Source organism: Janthinobacterium aestuarii (genome assembly GCF_051380835.1).
Lineage (GTDB): Bacteria > Pseudomonadota > Gammaproteobacteria > Burkholderiales > Burkholderiaceae_D > Janthinobacterium > Janthinobacterium aestuarii.
The window spans coordinates 702,677-727,171 of the sequence record NZ_JBNYXU010000001.1 but is presented as its reverse complement, the minus strand read 5'-3'; the positions used below and the strand labels follow the sequence as shown (position 1 = coordinate 727,171).

At 61.3% G+C, this 24,495-nt stretch carries 21 protein-coding genes; 17 read left to right on the top strand and 4 right to left on the bottom strand.

The features are described from left to right. Window positions 1–1,008 carry a response regulator gene (locus tag ACQ4WO_RS03280; RefSeq protein WP_436480208.1) on the top strand — a complete coding sequence of 336 codons (1,008 nt, stop codon included), beginning with the start codon at window positions 1–3 and terminating at the stop codon, window positions 1,006–1,008. An 8-nt stretch (window positions 1,009–1,016) separates the two neighbouring features. On the opposite strand, the gene ACQ4WO_RS03275 is transcribed toward ACQ4WO_RS03280, so the two are convergent. Together ACQ4WO_RS03275 and ACQ4WO_RS03270 are read right to left on the bottom strand one after the other, a co-directional pair. Beyond that, window positions 1,017–3,548 (bottom strand): ABC transporter permease, encoded by a 2,532-nt coding sequence (locus ACQ4WO_RS03275; RefSeq protein WP_436480207.1) that lies wholly within the window; start codon window positions 3,546–3,548, stop codon window positions 1,017–1,019. Between the two features lie 36 nt (window positions 3,549–3,584). After that, window positions 3,585–4,616, bottom strand: a complete 1,032-nt coding sequence (locus tag ACQ4WO_RS03270; protein WP_436480206.1) for an adenosine deaminase — start codon at window positions 4,614–4,616, stop codon at window positions 3,585–3,587. Between the two features lie 579 nt (window positions 4,617–5,195). On the opposite strand from ACQ4WO_RS03270, the gene ACQ4WO_RS03265 reads away from it, so the two are divergent. From ACQ4WO_RS03265 to ACQ4WO_RS03230, 8 genes are all read left to right on the top strand, one after another. After that, window positions 5,196–7,118 carry a PrkA family serine protein kinase gene (locus tag ACQ4WO_RS03265; protein ID WP_034754154.1) on the top strand — a complete coding sequence of 641 codons (1,923 nt, stop codon included), beginning with the start codon at window positions 5,196–5,198 and terminating at the stop codon, window positions 7,116–7,118. Window positions 7,119–7,190: 72 nt separating this feature from the next. Next, window positions 7,191–8,459 (top strand): YeaH/YhbH family protein, encoded by a 1,269-nt coding sequence (locus ACQ4WO_RS03260; protein ID WP_436480205.1) that lies wholly within the window; start codon window positions 7,191–7,193, stop codon window positions 8,457–8,459. Then, the gene (locus ACQ4WO_RS03255; RefSeq protein ID WP_046686270.1) at window positions 8,459–10,060 is read left to right on the top strand and encodes a SpoVR family protein; all 1,602 of its coding nucleotides are present in this window, start codon (window positions 8,459–8,461) and stop codon (window positions 10,058–10,060) included. Before ACQ4WO_RS03260 ends, ACQ4WO_RS03255 begins: the two co-directional genes overlap by 1 nt. A 539-nt stretch (window positions 10,061–10,599) precedes the next feature. Beyond that, window positions 10,600–11,256, top strand: a complete 657-nt coding sequence (locus ACQ4WO_RS03250) for an energy transducer TonB (RefSeq protein ID WP_034754161.1) — start codon at window positions 10,600–10,602, stop codon at window positions 11,254–11,256. An 86-nt stretch (window positions 11,257–11,342) separates the two neighbouring features. After that, window positions 11,343–12,275, top strand: a complete 933-nt coding sequence (locus ACQ4WO_RS03245; RefSeq protein WP_181878028.1) for a MotA/TolQ/ExbB proton channel family protein — start codon at window positions 11,343–11,345, stop codon at window positions 12,273–12,275. Window positions 12,276–12,280: 5 nt separating this feature from the next. Beyond that, window positions 12,281–12,709, top strand: coding sequence for an ExbD/TolR family protein (locus ACQ4WO_RS03240; protein ID WP_436480204.1), 429 nt, complete (start codon window positions 12,281–12,283; stop codon window positions 12,707–12,709). Window positions 12,710–12,814: 105 nt separating this feature from the next. Then, window positions 12,815–13,246, top strand: coding sequence for an ExbD/TolR family protein (locus ACQ4WO_RS03235; protein WP_176741207.1), 432 nt, complete (start codon window positions 12,815–12,817; stop codon window positions 13,244–13,246). A 78-nt stretch (window positions 13,247–13,324) separates the two neighbouring features. After that, window positions 13,325–14,536, top strand: coding sequence for a tetratricopeptide repeat protein (locus tag ACQ4WO_RS03230; RefSeq protein ID WP_034754169.1), 1,212 nt, complete (start codon window positions 13,325–13,327; stop codon window positions 14,534–14,536). Between the two features lie 50 nt (window positions 14,537–14,586). Here the strand turns inward: ACQ4WO_RS03230 and ACQ4WO_RS03225 are convergent, their stop codons facing one another. Continuing rightward, entirely contained in the window at window positions 14,587–14,910 is a 324-nt protein-coding gene (locus ACQ4WO_RS03225) for a hypothetical protein (protein WP_436480648.1), read from the bottom strand. Between ACQ4WO_RS03225 and ACQ4WO_RS03220 the strand changes: the two genes are divergently transcribed. From ACQ4WO_RS03220 to ACQ4WO_RS03195, 6 genes are all read left to right on the top strand, one after another. Then, window positions 14,821–15,792, top strand: a complete 972-nt coding sequence (locus ACQ4WO_RS03220) for a bifunctional riboflavin kinase/FAD synthetase (RefSeq protein WP_034754171.1) — start codon at window positions 14,821–14,823, stop codon at window positions 15,790–15,792. The genes ACQ4WO_RS03225 and ACQ4WO_RS03220 overlap by 90 nt on opposite strands. Before the next feature lie 67 nt (window positions 15,793–15,859). Continuing rightward, window positions 15,860–18,760, top strand: coding sequence for an isoleucine--tRNA ligase (gene ileS / locus ACQ4WO_RS03215; RefSeq protein WP_436480202.1), 2,901 nt, complete (start codon window positions 15,860–15,862; stop codon window positions 18,758–18,760). An 89-nt stretch (window positions 18,761–18,849) separates the two neighbouring features. Beyond that, the gene (gene lspA / locus ACQ4WO_RS03210; RefSeq protein ID WP_034754175.1) at window positions 18,850–19,359 is read left to right on the top strand and encodes a signal peptidase II; all 510 of its coding nucleotides are present in this window, start codon (window positions 18,850–18,852) and stop codon (window positions 19,357–19,359) included. 17 nt (window positions 19,360–19,376) lie between these two features. Beyond that, entirely contained in the window at window positions 19,377–20,597 is a 1,221-nt protein-coding gene (gene coaBC / locus ACQ4WO_RS03205) for a bifunctional phosphopantothenoylcysteine decarboxylase/phosphopantothenate--cysteine ligase CoaBC (RefSeq protein WP_070303584.1), read from the top strand. 35 nt (window positions 20,598–20,632) lie between these two features. After that, window positions 20,633–21,082 carry a dUTP diphosphatase gene (gene dut / locus ACQ4WO_RS03200; RefSeq protein ID WP_034785229.1) on the top strand — a complete coding sequence of 150 codons (450 nt, stop codon included), beginning with the start codon at window positions 20,633–20,635 and terminating at the stop codon, window positions 21,080–21,082. A gap of 10 nt (window positions 21,083–21,092) precedes the next feature. Continuing rightward, entirely contained in the window at window positions 21,093–22,196 is a 1,104-nt protein-coding gene (locus tag ACQ4WO_RS03195; protein ID WP_436480200.1) for a M48 family metalloprotease, read from the top strand. A gap of 31 nt (window positions 22,197–22,227) precedes the next feature. Here ACQ4WO_RS03195 and ACQ4WO_RS03190 read toward each other — a convergent pair whose 3' ends face one another. Continuing rightward, window positions 22,228–22,368 (bottom strand): hypothetical protein, encoded by a 141-nt coding sequence (locus tag ACQ4WO_RS03190; protein WP_162995759.1) that lies wholly within the window; start codon window positions 22,366–22,368, stop codon window positions 22,228–22,230. A gap of 97 nt (window positions 22,369–22,465) precedes the next feature. Between ACQ4WO_RS03190 and ACQ4WO_RS03185 the strand changes: the two genes are divergently transcribed. Continuing rightward, the gene (locus tag ACQ4WO_RS03185; protein ID WP_436480199.1) at window positions 22,466–23,476 is read left to right on the top strand and encodes an XdhC family protein; all 1,011 of its coding nucleotides are present in this window, start codon (window positions 22,466–22,468) and stop codon (window positions 23,474–23,476) included. A gap of 61 nt (window positions 23,477–23,537) precedes the next feature. Next, the gene (locus tag ACQ4WO_RS03180; protein ID WP_436480198.1) at window positions 23,538–24,443 is read left to right on the top strand and encodes a DNA-3-methyladenine glycosylase family protein; all 906 of its coding nucleotides are present in this window, start codon (window positions 23,538–23,540) and stop codon (window positions 24,441–24,443) included. The last annotated feature ends 52 nt before the right edge of the window (window positions 24,444–24,495 follow it).

Genomic DNA, 24,495 nt, shown 5'->3' with positions numbered 1-24,495 from the left:
ATGCAACTGCCCGTCTACACCCATCCGACCCTGACCGTACTGATCGACGACAGCGATTCCTTCCTGAAAAGCCTGGCGTTCCAGCTCGATCCCGGCCTGGCGCGCAAGACTTTCCACGACACCAGCAGCGCCCTGCACTGGCTGCGCCAGAGCGCGCAACCGGGCGAAACGCCGCTGCACGTGAACTTCGACACACAAAACCTGCCACCCGACCAGTACAACGTGGCGCTCGACATCGAACGCATCTGGCGCATCAGCGGCCAGGCGCAGCGCTTTGCCGTGCCCTCCGTGCTGGTGGTCGATTATTCGATGCCGCAGATGAATGGCCTGGAATTTTGCCAGGCCGTGCGCGACCTGCCGTGCAAGAAGATTTTATTTACAGGGGCGGCCGATGAAAAAGTGGCCGTGACGGCCTTCAACCGGGGCTTGATCGACCGCTACATCAAGAAAAGCGACGACGATGCGCTCGACATCCTGGAACAGGAAATCCATGCCCTGCAGCGCGAATTCTTCCTGCAACAAACGGACACCGTGCGCGACTTGCTGATGCTGCACGACTACAGTTTTCTGCAAGACGAGGCGCTGGCCGCCGTCGTGCACGAGCTGTGCCAGCGACATGGCTTTGTCGAATACTATATTTTTCCCAATCCCAGCGGCATCCTGTTTTTCACGCGCGACGGCCACGCCAAGCTGATGATCATCGAGACGGAACGCAGCCTGCACACGCAATACGAAATGGCGCGCGACAGCGACGCGCCCGAATCCTTGCTGCTGGCGCTGCTGGAAATGCGCGTGATTCCCTACTTTTCCGACGCCGACAGCGACGGCATGTACGCGGCGCAGATCGGCGAGAACTGGTTCCGCTACTGCGCCTCGCCCACCATCTGCCTGGGCAGCGTGACGTATTTCTGGGCCCTGTTCGACGTGCCGGCGCACCAGCTGGGGCAACCGGTCATGTCCTATGCGCAGTTTTTGCGCGCGGGCGCGGGCGACAGCGTCAGCGCGTAGCTGGCAAATTAGCCCTCACGCAGGGTTTGCAGCGGCGGATGTTTGAGCACGTTGCGCAAGCCCAGCCATCCGCCGGCGATCGCGCACAAGGCGCCGGCCAGCAGGCCGAACGCCCACACGCCGGGCGCGAAGCTCCAGGCGAATTTGAACTGGTACGTGGCCAGGGCCCAGCCCATGGCGGCCGCGCCCGATGCCGCCAGCAAGCCGGCCAGCGCGCCGACGAGCGAAAACTCGATCAGCTGCGCCTGCGCCAGCTGGCGCCGCGTGGCGCCCAAGGCGCGCAGCAAGCCCGCTTCGCGCGTGCGCTCGTCCTGCGACCCCATCAGGGCCGCATACAGCACCAGCAAGCCCGACGCCAAAGTGAAGGCGAAGAGGAATTCGACGGCCGTCACCACCTGGTCCAGCACGCCCTGAATCTGTTTGAGCACGCCGCCCACGTCGACCACCGTCAGGTTCGGGTAGTCGCGCAGCAAGGCGTTGCCCAGGTCCGCCTGCGCGGCCGGCAAGTGGAAGGCCGTGATCCACGTTTGCGGCGTGTCCGCCATGGCGGCCGGATTGATGATGACAAAGAAATTGACGCGCATCGAACCCCATTCCAGCTTGCGCAAACTCGTGATCGCCGCTTCGACGGGCTGGCCGGCGATGTCGAAGCGCAGCTTGTCGCCCAGTTTCAGTTTCAGGGTCTTGGCGATGCCCTCCTCCACCGACGCTTCGGCTGGCGCGCCGGGCGTATTGGCAAACCACTTGCCGGCCACCAGTTTGTTTTCTTCCTGCATGGTGGCCATCGTCGACAAGTTGAATTCGCGGTCGGCCAGGCCCTTGGCGCGGTCATCCTCGTAGGTGGTTTCCGTGATCGCGTTGCCGTTCACGGCCACCAGGCGCCCGCGTATCATCGGATACAAAGGCGCGTTGGCCACGCCCGCTTGCGCCAGGCGCGCGGCGATCTGCTCTTTCTGTTCGGGCAGGATATTGATCATGAAACGGTTCGGCGCGTCCGGCGGCGTGGCGTTGCGCCAGGCCACCATCAGGTCGCCGCGCACCACCGTCAGCAGCAGCAAGGCCATCAAGCCCAGGGCCAGCGACACGACCTGGATGACGGTGGCGCCCGGGCGACGCTGCAAGGACGTGACGGCAAAGCGCCAGCCCTGGTGGTTGAAAACGCCGCGCAGGGTTTTCAGCGACTTGATGCCCAGCCAGCCGGCCAGCGCGAACAGGGCAAAGCCGCCGAGGAAACCGGCCGCCGTCAGCAGCGCCAGTTTCACGTCGCCCGCCTGCCACAACAGCAGCACGACGAAGGCGGCGATGCCCAGGCCATACGTGGCCACGGCCAGCGCCTGCGGCGGCTCCTGCTCGCGGCGGATCACGCGGTTGTGCGGGACATTGCGCAACTGCAAAATCGGCGGCAGGGCAAAGCCCAGCAAGAGCAGCATGCCGGTGGCCACGCCTTGCAGCGCGGGCAGCATGGACACGGGCGGCAAGTCGTTCTGCACCAGTTTTCCCAATAACTCCAGCAGCACCAGGTGGCCGCCGAAACCGACGGCAACGCCGACGACGCTGCCGGCCAGGCCGACGAGCAGGAATTCGATCACGTACATGGCCGTGACCTGGTTTTGCGTCAAGCCCAGGCAGCGCAGCATGGCGCATGCGTCCAGGTGGCGCAGCATGAAGCGGCGCGCGGCCATGGCCACGGCGACAGCCGCCAGCATGGCCGACAGCAAGCCGACGAGGGAAAGAAAACGGTCGGCGCGGTCCAGGGTCGACTGCATCTGCGGGCTGCCTGATTCCAGCGATTCGATGCGCACGCCCTTGATGGCCTGCGTCTTGATCTGGCTTTCCAGCCTGGCTTGATATTGCGCAAGCTCGGCCGCCTTGGCCGGTGGCGCCGACAGCAGCAGCCGGTACGACACGCGCGAGCCGTTCTGCACCAGCGCCGTGGCGGCCAGGTCGCCCAAAGGTAACATGACTCTCGGGGCGAAGTTCAAAAAGGAAGCGCCGCGGTCCGGTTCGCTGGCGATCAGTTGCGTGACGGTAAATGCCTTGTCACCCAGGGTCAGGGTGTCGCCCAGCTTCGCATTCAGGCTGGACAGAATCGCCGCATCGACCCACAGGGTGCCGGGTGCCGGCACCTGGTCCGTGGGACGTCCCACGGCATCCTGCGCTTCGCTCAGTGTGGTCGTGATTTTCAGCTTGCCCCTCTGCGGGTAGCCGGGCGAGACGGCCTTGATGGACGCCAGCTGCGACAGCGACTGCTCGCCCTCGCCCGCCTGCGCCATGCTGGGAAACGTCACCGTATCGGCCAGGATAAAGCCGCGCTGTTGCGCCTCGGCGCGCCACGCCGCATTGACGGGCTGGTCGGCGTTGATGACGAGATCGGCCCCCAGCAGCTGGTGCGCATCGCGGTTCAGGCCCGCGCGCAGGCGGTCGACGAAGAAGCCGACGGCCGACAGGGCCGCCACGGCGACGATCAGCGCGACGAGTAGGAAACGCAGTTGCCCGGCGCGCCAGTCGCGGCCGGTCATTTTCAGGGAAAGGCGGAACATGGGCGGCGGGTCTTTATGCGAGTTGGTTGTGATGCGTTATTGCGCGATGCCGTGGGCGGCCGCGTGCTGGGCGAAATACGCATCGACAGTGGCGAGGAAGGCGTCTTTCTGCGCCTGCGGCAGGAAGGCGGCGATGAAACCGTTGCGCGCCAGGCGATGCGCGTGCGACAGGCCCAGTGGCAAGGCGTCGAAGATGGCGTCGAAATTGTCGTTCATGTAGCCGCCGAAATACGCGGGATCGTCCGAGTTCACCGTTACCAGCAGGCCGGCGTCGAGCAGTTGCACGAGGTTATGGTCATGCATCTGGTCGAACACGCGCAGCTTGGTGTTCGACAGCGGGCAGACGGTCAGGGCGATCTGTTCGCGCGCCAAACGGGCCGTCAGTTCCGCGTCTTCCAGGCAGCGCACGCCATGGTCGATGCGTTCGACCTGCAAGTCGTCGAGCGCCGTGCGGATGTAGGCTGGCGGACCTTCCTCGCCCGCGTGGGCCACCAGGTGCAGGCCCAGTTCGCGGCAACGGGCGAACACGCGCGAGAATTTCTCGGGCGGGTTGCCCACTTCCGACGAGTCGAGGCCGATGCCGATGAATTTGTCGCGGTGCGGCAAGGCGTCTTCCAGCGTCTCGAACGCTTCTTCCTCGCTCAGGTGGCGCAGGAAGCACAGGATCAGGGCCGCGCTGACGGGGCTGTCCTGGCAGGCGCGGTGGATGCCGTTGATCACGTCGGCCATGGCCACGCCGCGCGCCGTGTGGGTTTGCGGGTCGAAGAAGATTTCCGTGTGCAAGACCTTATCGGCCTCGGCGCGCTGCAGGTAGGCTTGCGTCATGTCGTAGAAATCCTGCTCTTTCAAGAGCACGCTTGCGCCAGCGTAATAAATGTCGAGAAAAGACTGCAAATCCGTAAAAGCATAGGCGCTGCGCAAGTGTTCCACGGATTCATAGCCAAGCGGCACGCCATTGCGCGCTGCCAGTGCGAAAATCAGTTCCGGCTCCAGCGAGCCTTCGATATGGATATGCAGTTCGGCCTTCGGCATGCCGCGGACGATCGCGCGCAATTGGGGGTGCATCATGGGTGTTCCTTATAGGGTGACGATTAAAATGCTGGCTCGCGCACGCGCACGCGCGGCGCGCAGGGCCATCAGACATGCAGGCATCTTAGCGCAAGATGGCCGGCCTCACCGGCGCCCGCCCGCCATGGCGCCAGTTGCGGCAGCGCCACGGCCGGCATCGGCACGCGCTGGCGAATTGTCGTATGATGGTTTAAAAGGTCTACAAAGGTTCATTGAAATCGAGGAAAAATTTGATGATTTATCCAATTAAATCAACAATTTACAAACAAGTATTAAGGATATGCTGACATATCTTTTGACTTCCTGATCCTTTAGAGCAATAATTAATTTCATCGGGTAAAGGTAAGTGCAACAAGCGCTATCAACAGTGAAAAAATAAGCCGGCTGGCCACGTCAGCGCACGGCATCAAGCGCCAGTTTTTTGGTCCGGGCAATCCGGACTCGCAAAGACAGCCGGGCTTGAAACAACAATAAAAATCGGTACGGGGTACAGAAAAAATTCAGACGGCAAGCCCAGGCGAGTGCCAGGCGGGCGGCCATGGTGACTGGCAGTTCAGGTTTACATTAAAGGACATTGACATGACCATTTTTGATAACTATGCAGCACGCTACGAGCGCACCCGCGAAGAGGAAATGTCGCTCACCGAATACCTGGCCCTGTGCAAGAAGGACAAGCTGACGTATGCCAGCGCGCCCGAACGCATGCTGGCCGCCATCGGCGAGCCGCAACTGGTTGACACGCGCAACGACACGCGCTTGTCGCGCATCTTCGCCAACAAGGTGATCAAGATCTATCCCGCCTTCCGCGAATTCTACGGCACCGAGGAAGTGATCGAGCAAGTCGTTTCGTATTTCCGCCACGCGGCGCAAGGGCTGGAAGAACGCAAGCAGATCCTGTACTTGCTGGGGCCTGTCGGCGGCGGCAAATCGTCCATCGCGGAAAAACTCAAGTCGCTGATGGAACACGTGCCCTTCTATTGCCTGAAAGGCTCGCCCGTCAATGAATCGCCACTGGGCCTGTTCAACGAGGAAGAGGACGGCACCATCCTGGAAGAGGATTACGGCATCCCGCGCCGCTACCTGCGCAACATCCCCAGCCCGTGGGCCGTGAAACGCCTGCATGAATACAATGGCGATATCAACCAGTTCCGCGTCGTCAAGCGCTATCCATCCGTGCTGAAACAGATCGCCATCTCGAAAACGGAGCCGGGCGACGAGAACAACCAGGATATTTCCTCGCTGGTGGGCAAGGTCGACATCCGCAAGCTGGAAGATTACGCCCAGGACGACCCGGACGCCTACAGCTATTCGGGCGGCCTGTGCCTGGCCAACCAGGGCTTGATGGAATTCGTGGAAATGTTCAAGGCGCCGATCAAGGTCTTGCACCCCTTGCTGACGGCCACGCAGGAGGGCAATTACAAGGGCACGGAAGGTTTCGGCGCGATTCCGTTCGACGGCATCATCCTCGCGCACTCGAACGAGTCGGAATGGAAGACGTTCAAGAACAACCGCAACAACGAGGCGTTTCTTGACCGTATCTATATAGTCAAGGTGCCGTATTGCCTGCGCGTGTCCGATGAAATCAAGATCTACGACAAGCTGGTGGCCAATTCCTCGCTCGTCAAGGCCCCGTGCGCGCCCGGCACCTTGCGCATGATGGCGCAGTTCGCCATCCTGTCGCGCCTGAAAGACCCCGAAAACTCGAGCATCTTTTCGAAGATGCTCGTCTACGATGGCGAAAACCTCAAGGATACGGACCCGAAAGCCAAGTCCATGCACGAATACGTCGATTACGCGGGCGTGGACGAGGGCATGAACGGCCTGTCGACGCGCTTTGCCTTCAAGATCCTGTCAAAGGTGTTCAACTTTGACAATTCCGAAGTGGCCGCCAATCCCGTGCATCTATTATATGTACTGGAACAGCAGGTCGAGCGCGAGCAGTTCGCGCCGGAACTCGAGCAGCGCTACTTCTCGTATATTAAAGAGCACCTGGCGCAGCGCTATGTGGAATTCATCGGCAAGGAGATCCAGACGGCTTACCTGGAAAGCTATTCGGAATACGGGCAGAATATTTTCGACCGCTACGTGACGTTTGCCGATTTCTGGATACAGGACCAGGAATACCGCGATCCGGACACGGGCGAAAGTTTTGATCGCGAGTCGCTGAACAATGAACTGGAAAAGATCGAGAAGCCGGCGGGCATTTCCAATCCGAAGGATTTCCGCAACGAAATCGTCAACTTCGGCTTGCGGGCACGGGCCTCGAATGGCGGCAAGAATCCCGCCTGGACCAGTTATGAAAAGTTCCGCACCGTGATAGAAAAGAAAATGTTCTCGAATACGGAGGAATTGCTGCCCGTGATTTCCTTCAATGCCAAGGCCAGCGCCGACGATGCCAACAAGCACGCCGACTTCGTGGCCCGCATGGTGGAAAAAGGCTATACGGCCAAGCAGGTACGCCTGTTATGCGAATGGTACTTGCGCGTACGCAAGTCGTCATAGCGCGGACAGCGGAGGCGCGCTCCCTCCCGGCAACTGACGGGACGCGCAGGACGAGAGGCAAGGAGGCACCCTTTGACATACCTTATCGACAGGCGCTTGCAAAGCAAGAATAAATCCGCCGTCAACCGCGAGCGTTTCCTGCGGCGTTACAAGGGCCAGATCAAGGATGCCGTGGGGCGCGCCATCAAGGGGCGCTCGATCACGGACGTCGAGAATGGCGAGAAGGTCAGCATCCCCGTCAAGGACGTGGGCGAACCGTCGTTTGGCCACGCGCATGGCGGCGTATGGGAAGTGGTCAATCCCGGCAACAAGGAATACCTGAAAGGCGACCAGATCGCCCGGCCGAAAGGCGGCGGTGGCGGCGGGCGGGGCAAGGCGGGCAATAGCGACGAGACGACGGAAGACGATTTCATCTTCGAATTGTCGCGCGAAGAATTCATGAATTATTTCTTCGAAGACCTGGAATTGCCGCACATGGTGAAAACCCAGCTGACGGCCACCACGGAATTCAAGAACCAGCGCGCCGGCTACAATATGTCGGGCACGCCATCGAACATCCACGTGCTGCGCTCCTTGCGCGGCGCGCTGGGGCGGCGCATCGCCGTCGGCGGCGGCGCCCGCAAGCAGCTGGCGCAGGCCGAGGAAGAGCTGGCGACACTGCTGCACGAAGGGGCGCCCGACAGCGACTCGCTCGTCACGGAACTGCGCCGCCTGATCCACCACCTGCACACGCGCCTGCTGGCCATTCCCTTCATCGATCCGTTCGACTTGCGCTACAGCAACCGCATCAAGGTACCCAAACCGATGACGCAAGCCGTCATGTTCTGTATCATGGACGTCTCCGGCTCCATGGACGAGTCGCGCAAGGACACGGCCAAGCGCTTCTTCATCCTCTTGTATCTGTTCCTCAAGCGCGTCTACGACAAGATCGAGGTGGTCTTCATCCGCCACCATACGGCGGCGGCCGAAGTGGACGAGCATGAATTCTTCAATTCGCGCGAGTCGGGCGGCACCGTCGTGTCGTCCGCGCTGCACTTGCTCAACACCATCATCGACGAGCGCTATGGCGCCGGGCAATGGAACAGCTATGTAGCGCAGGCGTCCGACGGCGACAACTGGGACAACGATTCCATGCTGTGCCGCCAGTTGCTGATCAATACCATCATGCCCAAGGTGCAGTACTACACCTATGTCGAGATCACCGACGGCCCGCAGCAAAACCTGTGGGAGCAATATGCGGGCGTGCTCGACCATCACGCCCATTTCGCCATGCAAAAGATCGTCACGCCGGCCGATATCTACCCGGTCTTCCGCGAACTGTTCAAGAAACAGGTGAAATGATGAGTGCAGCCTTTGACCGCGCCAGCAATACTCCGGGCGAACCGTTCGTGCGCCTGCGCCACCCGAACGCCCTGCCCGAGCAGTCGGAATGGACATTCGAGCTGATCGAGCAAATCCACGAGGAAATCCGCCGGGTGGCGAAACAGTTTGGCCTCGACACGTATCCGAACCAGCTGGAAATCATCACGGCCGAGCAGATGATGGATGCCTACACCTCGGTGGGCATGCCCGTCTCATACAACCATTGGTCGTTCGGCAAGCACTTTCTGTCTACCGAGAAAAGCTACAAGCGAGGCCAGATGGGCCTGGCCTACGAGATCGTCATCAACTCGAACCCGTGCATCGCCTATTTAATGGAGGAAAACAGCCTGACCATGCAGTCGCTGGTGATCGCGCATGCGGCGTACGGGCACAATTCCTTCTTCAAGGGCAATTACCTGTTCCGCGCCTGGACGGATGCGGACGCCATCATCGACTATATGGTGTTTGCCAAGAATTACATCGCCGAATGCGAACAGCGCCATGGCGTCGATGCCGTGGAATTGCTGCTCGACTCGTGCCACGCCATCCAGAACTATGGCGTGGACCGCTACAAGCGCCCGGCGAAACTGTCGATGGCGAAGGAATATGCGCGCCAGAAAGAGCGCGAAGCCTATGTGCAGTCGCAGATCAACCAGCTGTGGCGCACCCTGCCCCGGCGCGACGAAGACGAGGACGAGGACGACCAGCGCAAGGCCGCCCCCCGCTTTCCGCCCGAACCCGAGGAAAACCTGCTGTACTTCATCGAGAAGTATGCGCCGCTGCTGGAACCGTGGCAGCGCGAGATGGTGCGCATCGTGCGCAAGATTTCCCAGTATTTCTATCCGCAGCGCCAAACCCAGGTCATGAACGAGGGCTGGGCCACCTTCTGGCACTACACGATATTGAACCAGCTCTACGACGAAGGCGTGGTGGGCGACGGCTTCATGATGGAGTTTCTCAAAAGCCATACCAACGTCGTCTACCAGCCGCCCATCGACAGCCCGTATTACAGCGGCATCAATCCGTATGCGCTGGGTTTTGCCATGATGAGCGACATCCGCCGTATCTGCGAGCACCCGACGGACGAAGACCGCGCCTGGTTCCCCGACATGGCAGGCAGCGACTGGCGCAAGAGCCTGGACTTTGCCATGCGCAATTTCAAGGATGAAAGCTTCATCGCCCAGTATCTGTCGCCGCGGCTGATCCGCGAATTCCATTTCTTTGCCGTGCTCGACGACGACAAGAATGAAAAGCTGGCCATTTCCGCCATCCATGACGATGCCGGCTACCGCTACGTGCGCCAGCAGCTGGCCGAGCAGTACAACCTGGGCAACCGTGAGCCGAACATCCAGGTCTGGTCCGTCAATACGCGCGACGACCGCGCATTGACCCTGCGCCACACGCAATTCCAGCGCCGCCCGCTGAACCAGCAGGCGGCCGAGGTGCTCAAGCACGTGGCGCGGCTGTGGGGCTTCGATGTCCACCTCGATACGGTCGACCCGCAAGGCGTCGTCCTGGGCACCCTGAATTGCCGACGGGAAAAACGCAACCGGCGCGATGACCCCGTTGTCAGGCCATGAAATGATTTATTGATAATAATTAATGGCAAGAATATAAGCGTTTCCTATGCCTACATAGGAATTCAGTATGGCCTGGCGGCCTCAAATGGGCCGCCAGGACCGCCTTTTTTGACCTGGGTGAAGTGGCTTCCGCACCCGTTTGGTGCGCGCACGCCGCTAAGTGGTCTGGTTCCGAGTCAAAACATTTCCAAAAGGAAAGATTTTCCTCCAAATTTAGCGGTTTCCATATTGAATATCACGAAATATAATTCCGCCATATGGGCACATCGGAGAACTTAGCAGTGGTAGCCCAAAACGGCTGTAAAAAACCGATAAGACCGCCTTTTTTTCTGTCCGAAAGCGTGCAAAGATGACATAAGCAAGTACGTTTTCAGGGCGCAAAAGCGCCAAAAATTTAACCGGTTTTAGGCGTTAAAAATCTGTGTAAAATAAAGAATTCGTATGTATAATTCGGCGACGTCCCGGATACGGCTGGAGCTTTGTGTCGTCATTTTGGGGTTCAGTTGCAAGACAAGAGATGGTATTTGGAGAAAGCAGGCATGAATTTTTCGAACGAGAAAAGTCCCAAGAACTACACAGGCATCACTATCGTTGTCCTGCTGCACGTTCTCGCGGCTTACGGGATCGTGACGGGCTTGGGCAAGCGGTTGGTCACCAAAATGATGGAACCGGTTGAAACCAAGATTATCGAGGAAGTCAAACCGCCTCCACCGAAGGATCTTCCACCGCCACCACCGCCGCCAGAAATGAAAGCGCCACCGCCGCCATTCATTCCGCCAGTCGAGGTGAACGTGCAGCAGCCGCCACCACAGCAAAACGTGATTGCAAATACGACTGCTGTGAAGCCAGCCACGAATGTATTGGCACCGCCAGCACCGCCTGCACAGCCTGCGCCAACTCCTGGACCAGCCAAATCGGTGCGTACGCCGGCCGTGGTTGACTTCAGTGTCTGCGAAAAGCCGGCTTATCCAAAGTCGTCGCAGCGCAATGAGGAAACCGGTGTGGTGACACTGTCGTTCCTGATCGGTGTAGACGGCAAGGTCGCTGATTCGAAGATCGTGAAGTCCAGCGGCTTCAGAGACCTGGACAAAGCCGCGGTGCAAGGTATCAGCCGCTGTACATTTAAGCCGGCAACAGTAGACGGCAAGCCGGAACAAGGCTGGCAGCAAATGCAATACGTTTGGTCGCTGGATTAAAACCCGAGGCAGTTATCCCCTGTCTCACACTATGATTTCGTTGTCATTACGTTCAGCGATCTGTTATTTTTAATTTTGGAGGAAGCATGTTTAAGAATACCCGTTTGTCCGCATTTTTTGCCGCGGTTCTGTTGTCCGTTACCGCTACTACCGCTCTGGTAGCAGCTCCGGCATTCGCTGACGCGCCAGCATCGGCAGCAGCTACGGCTCCAGCGGCAGACGCTGCAGCAGCACCAGCACCAGCTGCTGATGCAGCAGCTCCAGCAGCAGATGCAGCAGCTCCAGCCGCTGACGCAGCAGCTCCAGCCAAAACCGAAGAAGTCCACAACCCGTTCGGCCTGCAAGCAGTGTGGGACGGCGGCTTCGTGCCACGCGCCACCCTGATCATCCTGGCCATCATGTCGATCGGCAGCTGGTACATCATCATCACCAAGCTGATGGATCAAATGAAGATCTTCAAGCAAGCTAAAGAAACCGCTGCCAAATTCTGGAAAGCACCTTCGATCGCTGCTGGTTCGGCAACGCTGACCGAAGGCTCGCCATTCCGCTTCATCGCTGAATCGGGCACCAAGGCAACGGCTCACCATGACGGCGCCCTGCTGGAACAAATCGACCTGTCGACCTGGGTGACGATGTCGATCCAGCGCGCTTCGGACAAAGTCCAATCGCGTCTGCAAGATGGCCTGTCGTTCCTGGCAACCGTTGGTTCGACCGCACCGTTTATCGGTCTGTTCGGTACCGTTTGGGGTATTTATGGCGCGCTGACCAACATCGGCATGACCGGTAACGCTTCGATCGATAAAGTTGCAGGTCCAGTTGGTGAAGCACTGATCATGACCGCTTTCGGTCTGCTGGTCGCCGTTCCTGCCGTTCTGGGTTACAACTGGCTGGTGCGTCGTAACAAAACCGCAATGGAAGACGTACGCTCGTTCAGCGCCGACGTTCACTCGGTACTGATCTCCGGCGCAATGTCGACCAGCGAAGCTGGCCGTGCTGCCGGCGCTAAAAAGATCGGATAAGAATCATGTCGATGTCCGTCGGCTCCGACAGCGGAGATGAAGATCAAGTAATGTCAGAAATCAACACGACGCCGCTCGTCGACATCATGTTGGTTTTGCTGATCATTTTCTTGATCACCAGTCCGGTCGTCCTCAAATTGCAGCAAATCACTTTGCCGATTGAGGCCAACCAAGCCCTTCAAAGCAAGCCAGAAAACGTCAACATCGTTGTCAACAAGGATGGCGAGATTTATCTGGGCCAGAAGAAACTGAAAGATACGAGCGAACTGTTCGATTATCTGAAAGTTGAAGCAGTGAAAGTACCGCAGCCGGAAGTACACGTTCGTGGCGACCAAGAAACACGCTACGAATCGGTCGGCCGGGTTATTTACACGACCCAACGTGCCGGGATCCAGAAGGTCGGTTTCATCACCGAACCACCTGACAAGGGCTGATAGCAACTGGCAGCGGCGCCCCTGCAACATGGGCGCGCCACTGCCGGAAGCTGACCGGGCGGCAGTTTCGCCCGGTGCTTCGTTGGACTTCTTAAAGGAAACACTATGAGTATGAATGTCGGTTCGGGAAGCGCTCCAGGCGCGGATCCGGAACCAATGATGGAACTGAACATGACGCCCCTCATCGATGTGATGCTGGTGCTGATTATCATGTTGATCATCACGATTCCTAAGCAAAACCACTCGGTGAACTTGAACATGCCGGTCGGCACCCCGCCGCCACCGACAACCGAACCAGTGGTCGTCACGATCGATGTCGATTTTGACGGTACGATCTTGTGGGACAATCAGGTCGTTCCTGACCGCGCTTCGCTGGAAGCCAAGCTGAGCAACGTCGCTGCGCAAGCAGACCAGCCGGAAGTGCATCTGCGTCCGAACAAGCTGGTGGAATACAAAGTCGTCGCCGGTGTGATGGCGTCGGCGCAGCGTCTGGGCGTGACCAAAATCGGTCTGGTCGGCAACGAGCAATTCCAGTAAGCTGCAGCAATCAGGTTCTCTTTACATCCGAATAGGCAGGACTTCCTGCCTATTCGCTTTTTACTGAAAGACTTTCTTATGTCCAAGTTTCGTCTCGCTCATCTCGGCCTCGTCATGGCCGCTATCGGTTTTACCGCAGCAACTCCCGTAATCGGCCTGGGCTCGCTGGCATACGCCGCGGACACCGTGCGTGCCGAAGTGGGCAAGCCACTGCAAGAAGCGCAAAAACTCGCTAGCAGCGGCAAAAACAAGGAAGCGCTGGCCAAGCTGCGCGAAGCTGACAGCGTCGGCGGCAAGACCGCCTTTGAAAGCTACCAGATCGAGCGCGTGCGCGCCTCGGCCGCTGCCGCCGCCGGCGACAACGGCACCGCCATCAAGGCGTTTGAAGCCGTCATCAATTCCGGCCGCCTGAGCGCCGCCGAAGCCCCCAAATTCACGCAAGCGCTGGCAGGCATGTACTACCGCGCCAAGGACTGGCCGAACACCATCACCTGGATCAAACGCTCGCTGAAAGACCGCGAAGATCCACAGATGCGCGAACTGCTGATCCAGACCTACTACGTCAGCGGCAACTACGCCGAAGCGGCGAAGGAACTGCAATCGCGCGGCGGCAACTCGGAAGCGAGCCTGCAAATGCTGGCCAACATCCAGTTGAAACAGAACGACAAGGCCGGCTATGTCGCCACCCTGGAAAAACTGGCATCGAGCTATCCGAAAACCAGCTACTGGGCCGATCTGCTGAACCGCGTTTCCGGCAAACCTGGCTTCTCGCAGCGCCTGGGCCTGGACGTCCAGCGCCTGCGCCTGGCCAACGGCCTGTTCACCAAGCCATCCGAATACATGGAAATCAGCCAGCTGGCCCTGCAAGCAGGCAATCCTGGCGAAGCATTGGCCATCATCGAGCAGGGCTACAAAAAAGGCGTGCTGGGCACCGGCACCGATGCCGCCCGTCACCAGCGCCTGAAAGACCTGGCCCTGAAAACCCAGGCTGACCTGAAGGCCAATGCCGCCAAGTCGGAAGCGGAATACGTCAAGAACAAGGACGCCGACAGCTTGAGCAAGCTGGGCTTCGCCCTGGTCTACGATGGCCAGGCCGACAAAGGCCTGGGCCTGATGAATGACGCCGTGAAAATGGGCACCGCCAAGTATCCGGAAGAAGCCAAGCTGCATCTGGGCATCGCCTACATCCACGCCGGCAAGAAATCCAACGCATCGACCGCGCTGAAAGCCGTCAAGGGCACGGATGGCGCGGCTGACCTGGCCCGTTACTGGGCATTGATGAACAAGTAATTGACATCGAAGCCAAGCTACTGCGCGTCGCGCTTTGCAGCCTGTGATGCTCACCGTACTACAGTACGGTTGCGCTTCTCGGCCACAAATCGCTGCCGCTCGCTACGCTTGGCTTCGACGTTGAGAGTGCATTGAGTCAAATCTAAAGCGTTGCCGGCACCCTTGCCGGCAACGCTTTTTATCATTTCAGCAGGGAAATTGCCCCTGCGCCCGCCCTGCCGGGTGTGCATCCCTGAAACAGTCCGTATAATCCCCCTTTTGGCACAGTTTTTCATCAGATTCCTATGAAGGTATTCCGCGGACTTCCCAATGCCCAGGCACGAGCGCCTTGCGCTCTGACCATCGGCAATTTTGACGGTGTCCACATCGGCCATCAGGCCTTGCTGGCGCGCGTGCGCGAAGCTGCAACCGAACTCGGCATCGAAGCGGCCGTGATGACGTTCGAGCCGCACCCGCGCGAGTTCTTCGCGCAGCGCGCGGGCGACCTGTCGAAGGCGCCGCAGCGCATCGCCAACCTGCGCGACAAGCTGCAGTCGCTGGACGACGCCGGCATCGACCGTGTCGTCGTCGAGCACTTCAGCGCCCAGTTCGCCGCCTTGACGCCGCAGGAATTCACGGAAAAAGTCCTCGTCGACGGCTTGCACGTGAAATGGCTGATGGTCGGCGACGACTTCTGCTATGGCGCCCGGCGCGCCGGCGACGTCGCCATGCTGCAGGAAGCGGGCCGCCAATACGGTTTCCACGTAGAAACTTTACCGACGGTGATGAATGGCAGCACGCGCATCTCCTCGTCGGCCGTGCGGCTGGCCCTGGCCGCCGGCGATTTCCCGCTGGCCACGCAGCTCCTCGGCCATCCGTACGCCATTTCCGGCCACGTCATCCACGGCCAGAAGCTGGGCCGCACCCTCGGTTTCCCCACCCTGAACCTGCGCGTGGCGCACCGCCCCGCCCTGTCCGGCATCTTCATCGTGCAAGTGCACGGCCTGGGACCGGCACCGCTGCCCGCCGTGGCCAGCCTGGGCGTGCGCCCCACAGTCGACGACAGCGGCCGCGTCTTGCTGGAGGTGCATCTGTTCGATTTCGCCCAGTCCTGCTACGGCAAGCTGGTACGCGTGGAATTCCTGGAAAAGCTGCGCGACGAAGAAAAGTACGACGACTTGCCCACCCTGACGGCCGCCATCGAGCGCGACTCGAACCAGGCGCGCGCCTACTTCGAGCAGCGCAGCGGCGCCATTACCGCCACCGACCGAATTTGACGCCGGCCAACTCCGCCGACTGGCGGCTCCTGCCGCCGCAAACCATTCAATATCATTAAAGAAGATTATGTCCGATCAAAACAAGCCAGCCACGCCCAAGCAGAACAAGAAGCCTGAAAGCAAATACCCGGTCAACATGACGGAAACCCCGTTCCCGATGCGCGGCGACATGGCCAAGCGCGAGCCGCAATGGGTACAGCAATGGCAAGACAAGAAAATCTACGAGCGCGTGCGCAAGGCTGCCGCCGGCCGTCCAAAATTCATCCTGCATGACGGCCCGCCGTACGCGAATGGCGACATCCACCTGGGCCACGCCGTCAACAAGATCCTCAAGGACATGGTCGTCAAGTCGCGCTCGCTGGCCGGCTTCGACGCGCCGTATGTACCGGGCTGGGATTGCCACGGCATGCCGATCGAGATCCAGATCGAAAAACTGCACGGCAAGAACCTGCCGACGGCCGAAGTGCTGGAAAAGGCGCGCGCCTACGCCAACGTGCAGGTCGAGCGCCAGAAGAAGGATTTCATCCGCCTGGGCGTGCTGGGCGAGTGGGACAACCCGTATTTGACGATGGCGCACGGCAATGAAGCGGACGAATTGCGCGCGCTGGGCAAGCTGCTGGAAAAAGGTTATGTGTACCGCGGCCTGAAACCCGTCAACTGGTGCTTCGACTGCCAGTCGGCCCTGGCCGAGGCGGAAGTGGAATACGCGGAAAAACGCGATCCCGCCATCGACGTGGGGTTCAAGTTCGCCGAGCCGGCCAAACTGGCGGCCGCCTTCGGCCTGCCATCGCTGCCGACCGATAACGGTTTCATCGTCATCTGGACCACGACGCCATGGACCATCCCGTCGAACCAGGCGCTGAACGTACACCCGGAAGTCAAATACGCGCTGGTGAAGACCGAGCGCGATGGCCAGCCATTGCTGCTGATCCTGGCGCAAGACCTGGTCGTGGCCAGCCTGGCGCGCTTCAAGCTCGAGGGCACGACGATCGCCACCTGCGACGGCGCGGCCTTGGCCGGCATCAGCTTCCGCCACCCGCTGCATGCGAGCGACGCTTTCTATGACCGCCTGTCGCCCTTGTACCTGGCCGAATACGTGACTACGGAAAGCGGCACGGGCGTGGTGCACTCGGCGCCGGCCTACGGCCTGGACGACTTCATCTCGTGCAAGGCGCACGGCATGAAGGACGACGACATCATCAAACCCGTCATGGGCGACGGCAAGTTCGCCTCGACCCTGCCCCTGTTCGGCGGCATGACCATCTGGGAAGCGTCGAAGCCGATCTGCAACGCCCTGCGTGAAGCGGGCGCGCTGTTCGAAGTCAAGATGTTCGACCACAGCTACATGCATTGCTGGCGCCATAAAACGCCGATCATCTACCGCGCCACCTCGCAGTGGTTCGCCGGCATGGACGTGACGCCAAAAGACGGTGGCGCGACCCTGCGCGAGACGGCCCTGAAAGGCATCGCCGATACCGAATTCTTCCCGGACTGGGGCCAGGCGCGCCTGCACGGCATGATCGCCAACCGTCCTGACTGGACCCTGTCGCGCCAACGCCAGTGGGGCGTGCCGATGGCCTTCATCGTGCACAAGGAAACGGGCGACCTGCATCCGCGCACGCCGGAACTGCTGGAGCAAGTGGCCAAGCTGATCGAAAAGGACGGCATCGAGGCATGGCAGGCGCTCGATCTGAAAGACCTGATCGGCGACGAAGCGGCCATCTACGCGAAAAACAAAGATACCCTGGACGTGTGGTTCGATTCCGGCGCCACGCACCAGACGGTGCTGGGCGGCCCGCAAGGCCACGGTTCGCATTCGACGCAGCTGCAATTCCCGGCCGACCTGTACCTGGAAGGCTCGGACCAGCATCGCGGCTGGTTCCACTCGTCCCTGCTCGTGTCGTCGATGCTGAACGGCCGCCCACCGTATAAAGCCCTGCTGACGCACGGCTTCACGGTCGATGGCGAAGGCAAGAAGATGTCGAAGTCGCTGGGCAATACCCTGGCGCCGCAAAAGATCTCGGACACCCTGGGCGCGGACATCCTGCGCCTGTGGATCGCCTCGACCGACTACACGGGCGAGCTGTCGATCTCCGACGAGATCCTGAAACGCGTGACGGAATCGTACCGCCGCATCCGCAACACCCTGCGCTTCCTGCTGGCCAATACGTCGGACTTCAATCCGGCCACGGATGCCGTGCCGGTGGCGGAAATGTTCGAAATCGACCGCTATGCGCTGGCCAACATGGCATCGCTGCAAACGCAGATCGAGAACAACTACGTGCGCTACGAATTCCACCCGGTCGTCTCGAAGCTGCAGACGTACTGCTCGGAAGACCTGGGCGGCTTCTACCTGGACATCCTGAAGGACCGTCTGTACACCTCGGGCCTGACGTCGCACGCGCGCCGTTCGGCGCAGACGGCCCTGTGGCACATCACGCAAAGCCTGCTGCGCCTGATGGCCCCGGCCCTGTCGTTCACGGCAGAAGAAGCGTGGGCCGTCTTCGCAGGAAGCGAAGCGTATGCCGCCAGCGATGAAACCATCTTCACGCAAACCTGGTGGCAGCTGCCGGAAGTGTCGGACGCGGCCGGCCTGCTGGAGAAATACACGGCCCTGCGCGCCGTGCGCACGGACGTGACGAAACAGCTGGAAGACTTGCGCACCTCGGGCGCCATCGGCTCCTCGCTGCAGGCGGAACTGACGATCAAGGCCGCGCCGATGAAGTACAAGCTGCTCACCAGCCTGGGCGAGGACTTGAAGTTCGTCTTCATCACCTCGCAGGCAAGCGTGGCTGAAGTAGCCGACGAAGCGGCAGAAGAAGTGGTCGTGGCCGCATCGACGGCGCCGAAGTGCGAGCGCTGCTGGCACTACCGTGCGGACGTGGGCACGGACGCCGCGCATGCTACCCTGTGCGGCCGCTGCGTCAGCAATCTGTTTGGCGCGGGCGAGAAACGCCGCTTCGCCTAAAACAGCAAGCCGGGGCTGGATGACTCCCGCCCCGCTCCCACCGCCGCTGCCTGCAAGGGCAGCGGCGGCTTTATCTTCCCTGGAAAAATATGGCCACTAAAAACCGTTTTTCATCGAAATCGTCATCGTCGGCGTCGCTCGTGCCCTGGCTGGGCATTGCCGCCATCGTCATCCTGTTCGACCAGATCACCAAGATCACGATCCTGAAGACCTTCCGCTATGCGCAAGAGATGGTCATCACCTCGTATTTCAACCTGGTGCTCGCGTATAACAAGGGCGCCGCGTTCAGTTTCCTGTCCGACCAGGGTGGCTGGCAGCGCTATTTCTTCACCGGCATCGCCCTGGCGGCCGCCATCTACATCATCTATCTGCTGAAAAAGCACGCGGGCCAGCGCATGTTCTGCTGGGCCCTGGCGCTGATACTCGGCGGTGCGCTGGGCAACGCCATCGACCGCCTGATGTACGGCCACGTGGTCGACTTCCTCGACTTCCACTGGAAAAGCTGGGGCCATTTCCCCGCTTTCAATATCGCCGACAGCGCCATCTGCATCGGCGCGGCCCTGTTCATCATCGATGAACTGCGCCGGGTAAACAAATAAACACGCGGGAGAACGGCATGGAACTGTCCGGCAAAAAAATCGTCCTGGGACTGTCAGGCGGCGTCGCCTGCTACAAGGCGGCGGAACTGTGCCGCGCGCTGACAAAGGCCGGCGCCTCGGTGCAAGTGGTGATGACGGATGCGGCCAGCCACTTCATCACGGCCGTCACGATGCAGGCGCTGTCCGGCCACCCCGTGCACACGAGCCAGTGGGATGCGCGCATCGACAACAACATGGCGCATATCGATTTGACGCGCCATGCGGACGCCATCCTGATCGCGCCGTGTTCGGCAGACTTCATGCGCAAGCTCGCGCATGGCGTGTGCGACGACCTGCTGTCGACCCTGTGCCTGGCCCGTCCCGCCCACCTGCCCCTGCTGGTGGCGCCGGCCATGAACGTGGAAATGTGGCAGAACCCTGCCACGCAACGCAATGTGCAGCAGCTGCGCGACGACGGCATCAAGCTGTTCGGCCCAGCCGCCGGCGAACAGGCATGCGGCGAAGTTGGCCTGGGCCGCATGCTGGAGCCGGAACAGCTGCTGACGGAGCTGATCGCCGCCTTCCAGCCGAAAGTCCTGGCGGGCAAGCGCGTGCTGGTCACGGCCGGCCCCACGTTCGAAGCCATCGACCCCGTGCGCGGCATCACCAACCTGTCGTCGGGCAAGATGGGCTATGCGGTGGCGCGCGCGGCGCGCGAAGCGGGCGCCGAGGTGCTGCTCATTTCCGGCCCGACTGCCCTGGACGCGCCATTCGGCGTGCGCCGCATCGACGTGCAAAGCGCGCAGCAGATGCATGATGCCGTACTGGCCCACGTCGACGGCCAGCATGTCTTCGTCGCCGTGGCCGCCGTCGCCGACTGGCGCGTGGCCAACGCCAGCGACCAGAAGATGAAAAAGCAGGCCGACGGCTCCGTGCCCGAACTGCAATTCGCGCAAAACCCCGACATCCTCGCCACCGTGGCGGCACGCACGAACCTGGCCGGCTATCCGTATTGCGTCGGCTTTGCCGCCGAATCGGAAAACCTCGTGGAATTCGGCTCGACCAAGCGTGAAAAGAAAGGCATTCCCCTCCTGGTCGGCAATATCGGCCACAACACGTTTGGCCAGGACGACAACACCATCATCCTGTTCGACGAGGAAGGCCATACCGTGCTGCCGCGCGCCTCGAAACTGAACCTGGCGCGCCAGCTGATTTCGGAAATTTCGAAGCGTATTGCCAAGAATTCGCTGCTCAAATAATCCCTTTAAACGACTTAGCTTAGTTAGTTAGATTCATGAAAAATATCGACATCAAGATCCTCGACGCCCGCATGAAAGAACTGCTGCCGGCCTACGCCACGCCCGGCAGCGCCGGCCTGGACCTGCGCGCCTGCATCGACGAGGCCATCACCATCGAGGCTGGCCAGACCGTGCTCATTCCCACCGGCCTGGCCATTCACATCGGCGACCCGTCGTATGCGGCCATGATCCTGCCGCGCAGCGGCATGGGCCACAAAAACGGCATCGTATTGGGGAATCTGGTAGGCTTGATCGACTCCGATTACCAGGGCCAGCTGATGGTATCGACCTGGAACCGGGGCCAGAGCGCTTTCACGCTCAACCCCATGGAACGCCTGGCGCAACTGATTATCGTGCCGGTGCTGCAAGTGGGTTTTAACGTCGTCGAGGAATTCGGCGACAGCGAACGCGGTGTTGGCGGTTTCGGCAGCACCGGCAAACATTAAGGACTTTCTTATGCCAGGTTTCCGCCATCCGATCCCAGCCCCAACTTCGCTGCGCCGATTGGCCACTCCTCTCCTGTTGGCCAGTGCGGCCATTCTCGCCGGCTGCACCACCCCGATGACGAATGTCAGCGGCCCGTTCAACGTCGTGTCGGCGCCCGATGCGCCCGCGCCGACGGCGCAGCAAAAGGCGGCGCAGGAAGAACTGGTGAAGATGGTGTCGCTGCAGGACCGCCTGTCGAAAGTCTCGGCGCCCCTGCTGATCAACAATGCGGACCTGTGCAAGACGTATGCGCGCAACCTGCTGGGCTTCACGGCGCAGAACAAGTATTCCTACCCCGGCATCTATGCCGACGCGGCGCAGGCGGCCCTCGGCTACGGCGAACAGATGCAGGTGTCCGGCGTCTTGCCGGGCAGCGGCGCCGCGCGCGCCGGCTTGCGCAAGGGCGACGGCTTGCTGGCCGCCGAAGGCAAGCCGCTGCCGGCCGGCCCGAAAGCGGAAGGCCCGTTCGGCGCCATCGTCGGCCCGCTGGCATCGAAAAGCGCAAGCCTGAACATGACCATCGCCCGCGACGGCCAGCAGCAGGACCTGAAAATTCCCGTCACGCGCGCCTGCGCCTTCCGCGTTGCCCTGGGCAATGCGGACAATATCAACGCGTACTCGGACGGCGGACGCATCATGCTCACGCGCGGCATGGTCAATGCGGCGCAAAACGACGAAGGCATCGCCTTCGTCATCGCCCGCGAAATGGCGCACAACATCCTCGACCACGCGCGCAGCCAGCGCACGGCAGGCACGGCAGGCAGCATCATCGACAGCCTGGGCGCCGTGCAGCCCGACGTGTCAATGCTGACGGGCGCCGCCGGCATCAAGGCCATGCCGCAGGAACTCGACGTGCAAGCCGACACCCTGGCCATCTACCTGCTGGCGCGCGCCGGCTACAACGTCGACAACGCCGCCCGCTTCTGGCAGCGTCTGGCCACGCAAGTGCCGGCGACGGTCGCCAACGGCTACACGGCCCTGCACCCGGGCACCAACTCGCGCATGGCGGCCGTCAACCGCGCCGTCATCGACGTGCGCGCCAAGCAGGCGGCGAAGAAGCCGTTGAAGCCTTAAACGCCAAAGGCGCCTGACGCAGCAGGTTTGCTCAGGCGCCCGGGAAATTCGGGAAGTAAGTACCCATGACCCAGGTCAGGGCGCCGCAAAACACCACCGCCAGGAACAGGGCGATGAGCAGTTTGCCAAACTTGGGGATGCCGTCATCTTGCGTCTTTTGGTCGTTCGACATGAAACTCTCCGCAGGCTGTTGGAGAGCGTAGTATAGCCACAATATTGAAAAATATTCCATACTTTGCCGCGTTCCTGCGGCTTTCCTTCCGCGCCCCATGGACAGCATCGACCTTGAAGTTCTGAAAACCAGCGCCGCCTGGCTGGCCGCCGGCCACCGCTGCGAACTCGTCACCGTCATCAAGACGTGGGGTTCCAGCCCCCGCCCCGTGGGCGCCACCCTGGCCATCTGCGACGATGGCACGGTGGTCGGTTCCGTCTCGGGCGGCTGCATCGAAGATGACTTGATCGACACCGTGCGCGTGCACGGCATCGTGCGCACGCTGCCGGAAATCGTCAGCTACGGCATCAGCGCGGACGAGGCGCACCGCTTCGGCCTGCCCTGCGGCGGGACCATCGAACTGGCCATCGAACCGCTGCATGCGGACAGCCGTGTGGCCGAACTGCTGGCGCGCCTGGAAGCGCATGAACTGGTCGAGCGCCGGCTCGACCTGCGCAGCGGCGCCGTCACCCTGCGGCGCGCCACGCCAGGGGCCATGCTGGCCCTGGAAGATGGCGTACTCACCACGCAGCATGGCCCGCGCTGGCGCTTGCTGATCATCGGCGCCAGCCAGCTGTCACGCTTCGTGGCGCAGATCGCCACGGCCATGGATTACCACGTCATCGTCTGCGACCCGCGCGAGGAATACCGGGGCGGCTGGAACGTGCCCGGCGTGCCCCTGCTGCACGCCATGCCCGACGACCTCGTGCTCGCACTCAAGCTCGACAGCCGCAGCGCCGTCGTCGCCCTCACGCACGACCCCAAGCTCGATGACCTGGCCCTGATGGAAGCGTTGAAATCGCCGGCGTTCTACGTGGGCGCCATCGGCTCGCGCGCGAATAACGCCAAGCGGCGCGAACGGCTGCTGCAGTTCGACGTCAGCGCAGAACAGCTGGCGCGCCTGCATGGACCCATCGGCCTGTACATCGGCAGCAAGACGCCGGCCGAAATCGCCATCTCCATCCTGGCCGAAATGACGGCCGTGAAAAATGGCGTGCCCGACGCCCTGCAGATCCAGCATGCGGCGGCCCTGAGCCCGCCCACCACCGACATCTGCGCGCTAAGGTAAAAAGCAAGAAACGCGGTGCGCCGCATCGCCTCCCTGATACCGTCCCTGACTTTGGCCCACCATGACCCTGCTGCACTGGACCCTCCCCCTGCCCGCCGGCTACCGCCGCGACGACGTCATCGCCTTCCACAGCCGCGATGGCGAAGCCGTGGCCGAACAGGTCACCGAGACTGGCCTGCGCAAGGGAATCCTGCTGCAAGGCGTGCCGGTCGTGCTGGACGTCGCCTTCACGGACGCCGCCGCCGTCTGCCGTGCCGAGATCGACGGCGATGCGGACCTTCAAACGCCGCTGCACGGCGCCTTGCTGAACATCCTCGGCCTGCGCATCGACCCGCAACCTTTCGCGCAACTGGCCGCCGGCGACCCGCTGCTGGCGCCCTTGGTCAGCGTCAATCCGGGCCTGCGCATCGTGCAATCGGCCAGCCCGTTCGAGGCGCTGACCTGGGCCATCATCGGCCAGCAGATCAACCTGCCGTTCGCCATTTCCCTGCGCCGTACTTTCATTCTGCAAGCGGGACGCCGGCACGGCAGCGGCCTGTGGTGCTATCCCGAGGCGCGCGACGTAGCCAGGCTGGAAATCGAGGATCTGACCAGCCGCAAATTTTCGCGCGCCAAGGCGGAAACCGTGCTGCGCCTGGCACGCCTCGTCCATGAGGGAGAACTGTCGCTGGAGCTGCCGGCGTCCGGCGACGTGGCGGCGATTTCTCAGGCGCTGCTGGCCGTGAAAGGCATCGGCCCGTGGACCGTCAACTACGCGCTGCTGCGCGGCTACGGCTATGCCGACTGCTCGCTGCACGGCGACGTGGCCATCCGCGCCGCCCTGCAAAAACTGCTCGGCGAAGAGAACAAGCCGGACATGGCGCGCACGGAACAGTGGCTGCGCCAGTACGCGCCGCACCGCACCATGGCGGCCGCCCACCTGTGGGCCAGCCTGCATCCAAAAAATAATCCGCCGGCGCGGGAATAAACGGCGGGCGGCATGCGTCTATCCCTTGCAAGCCCCCAAAACCTCAAGGAGA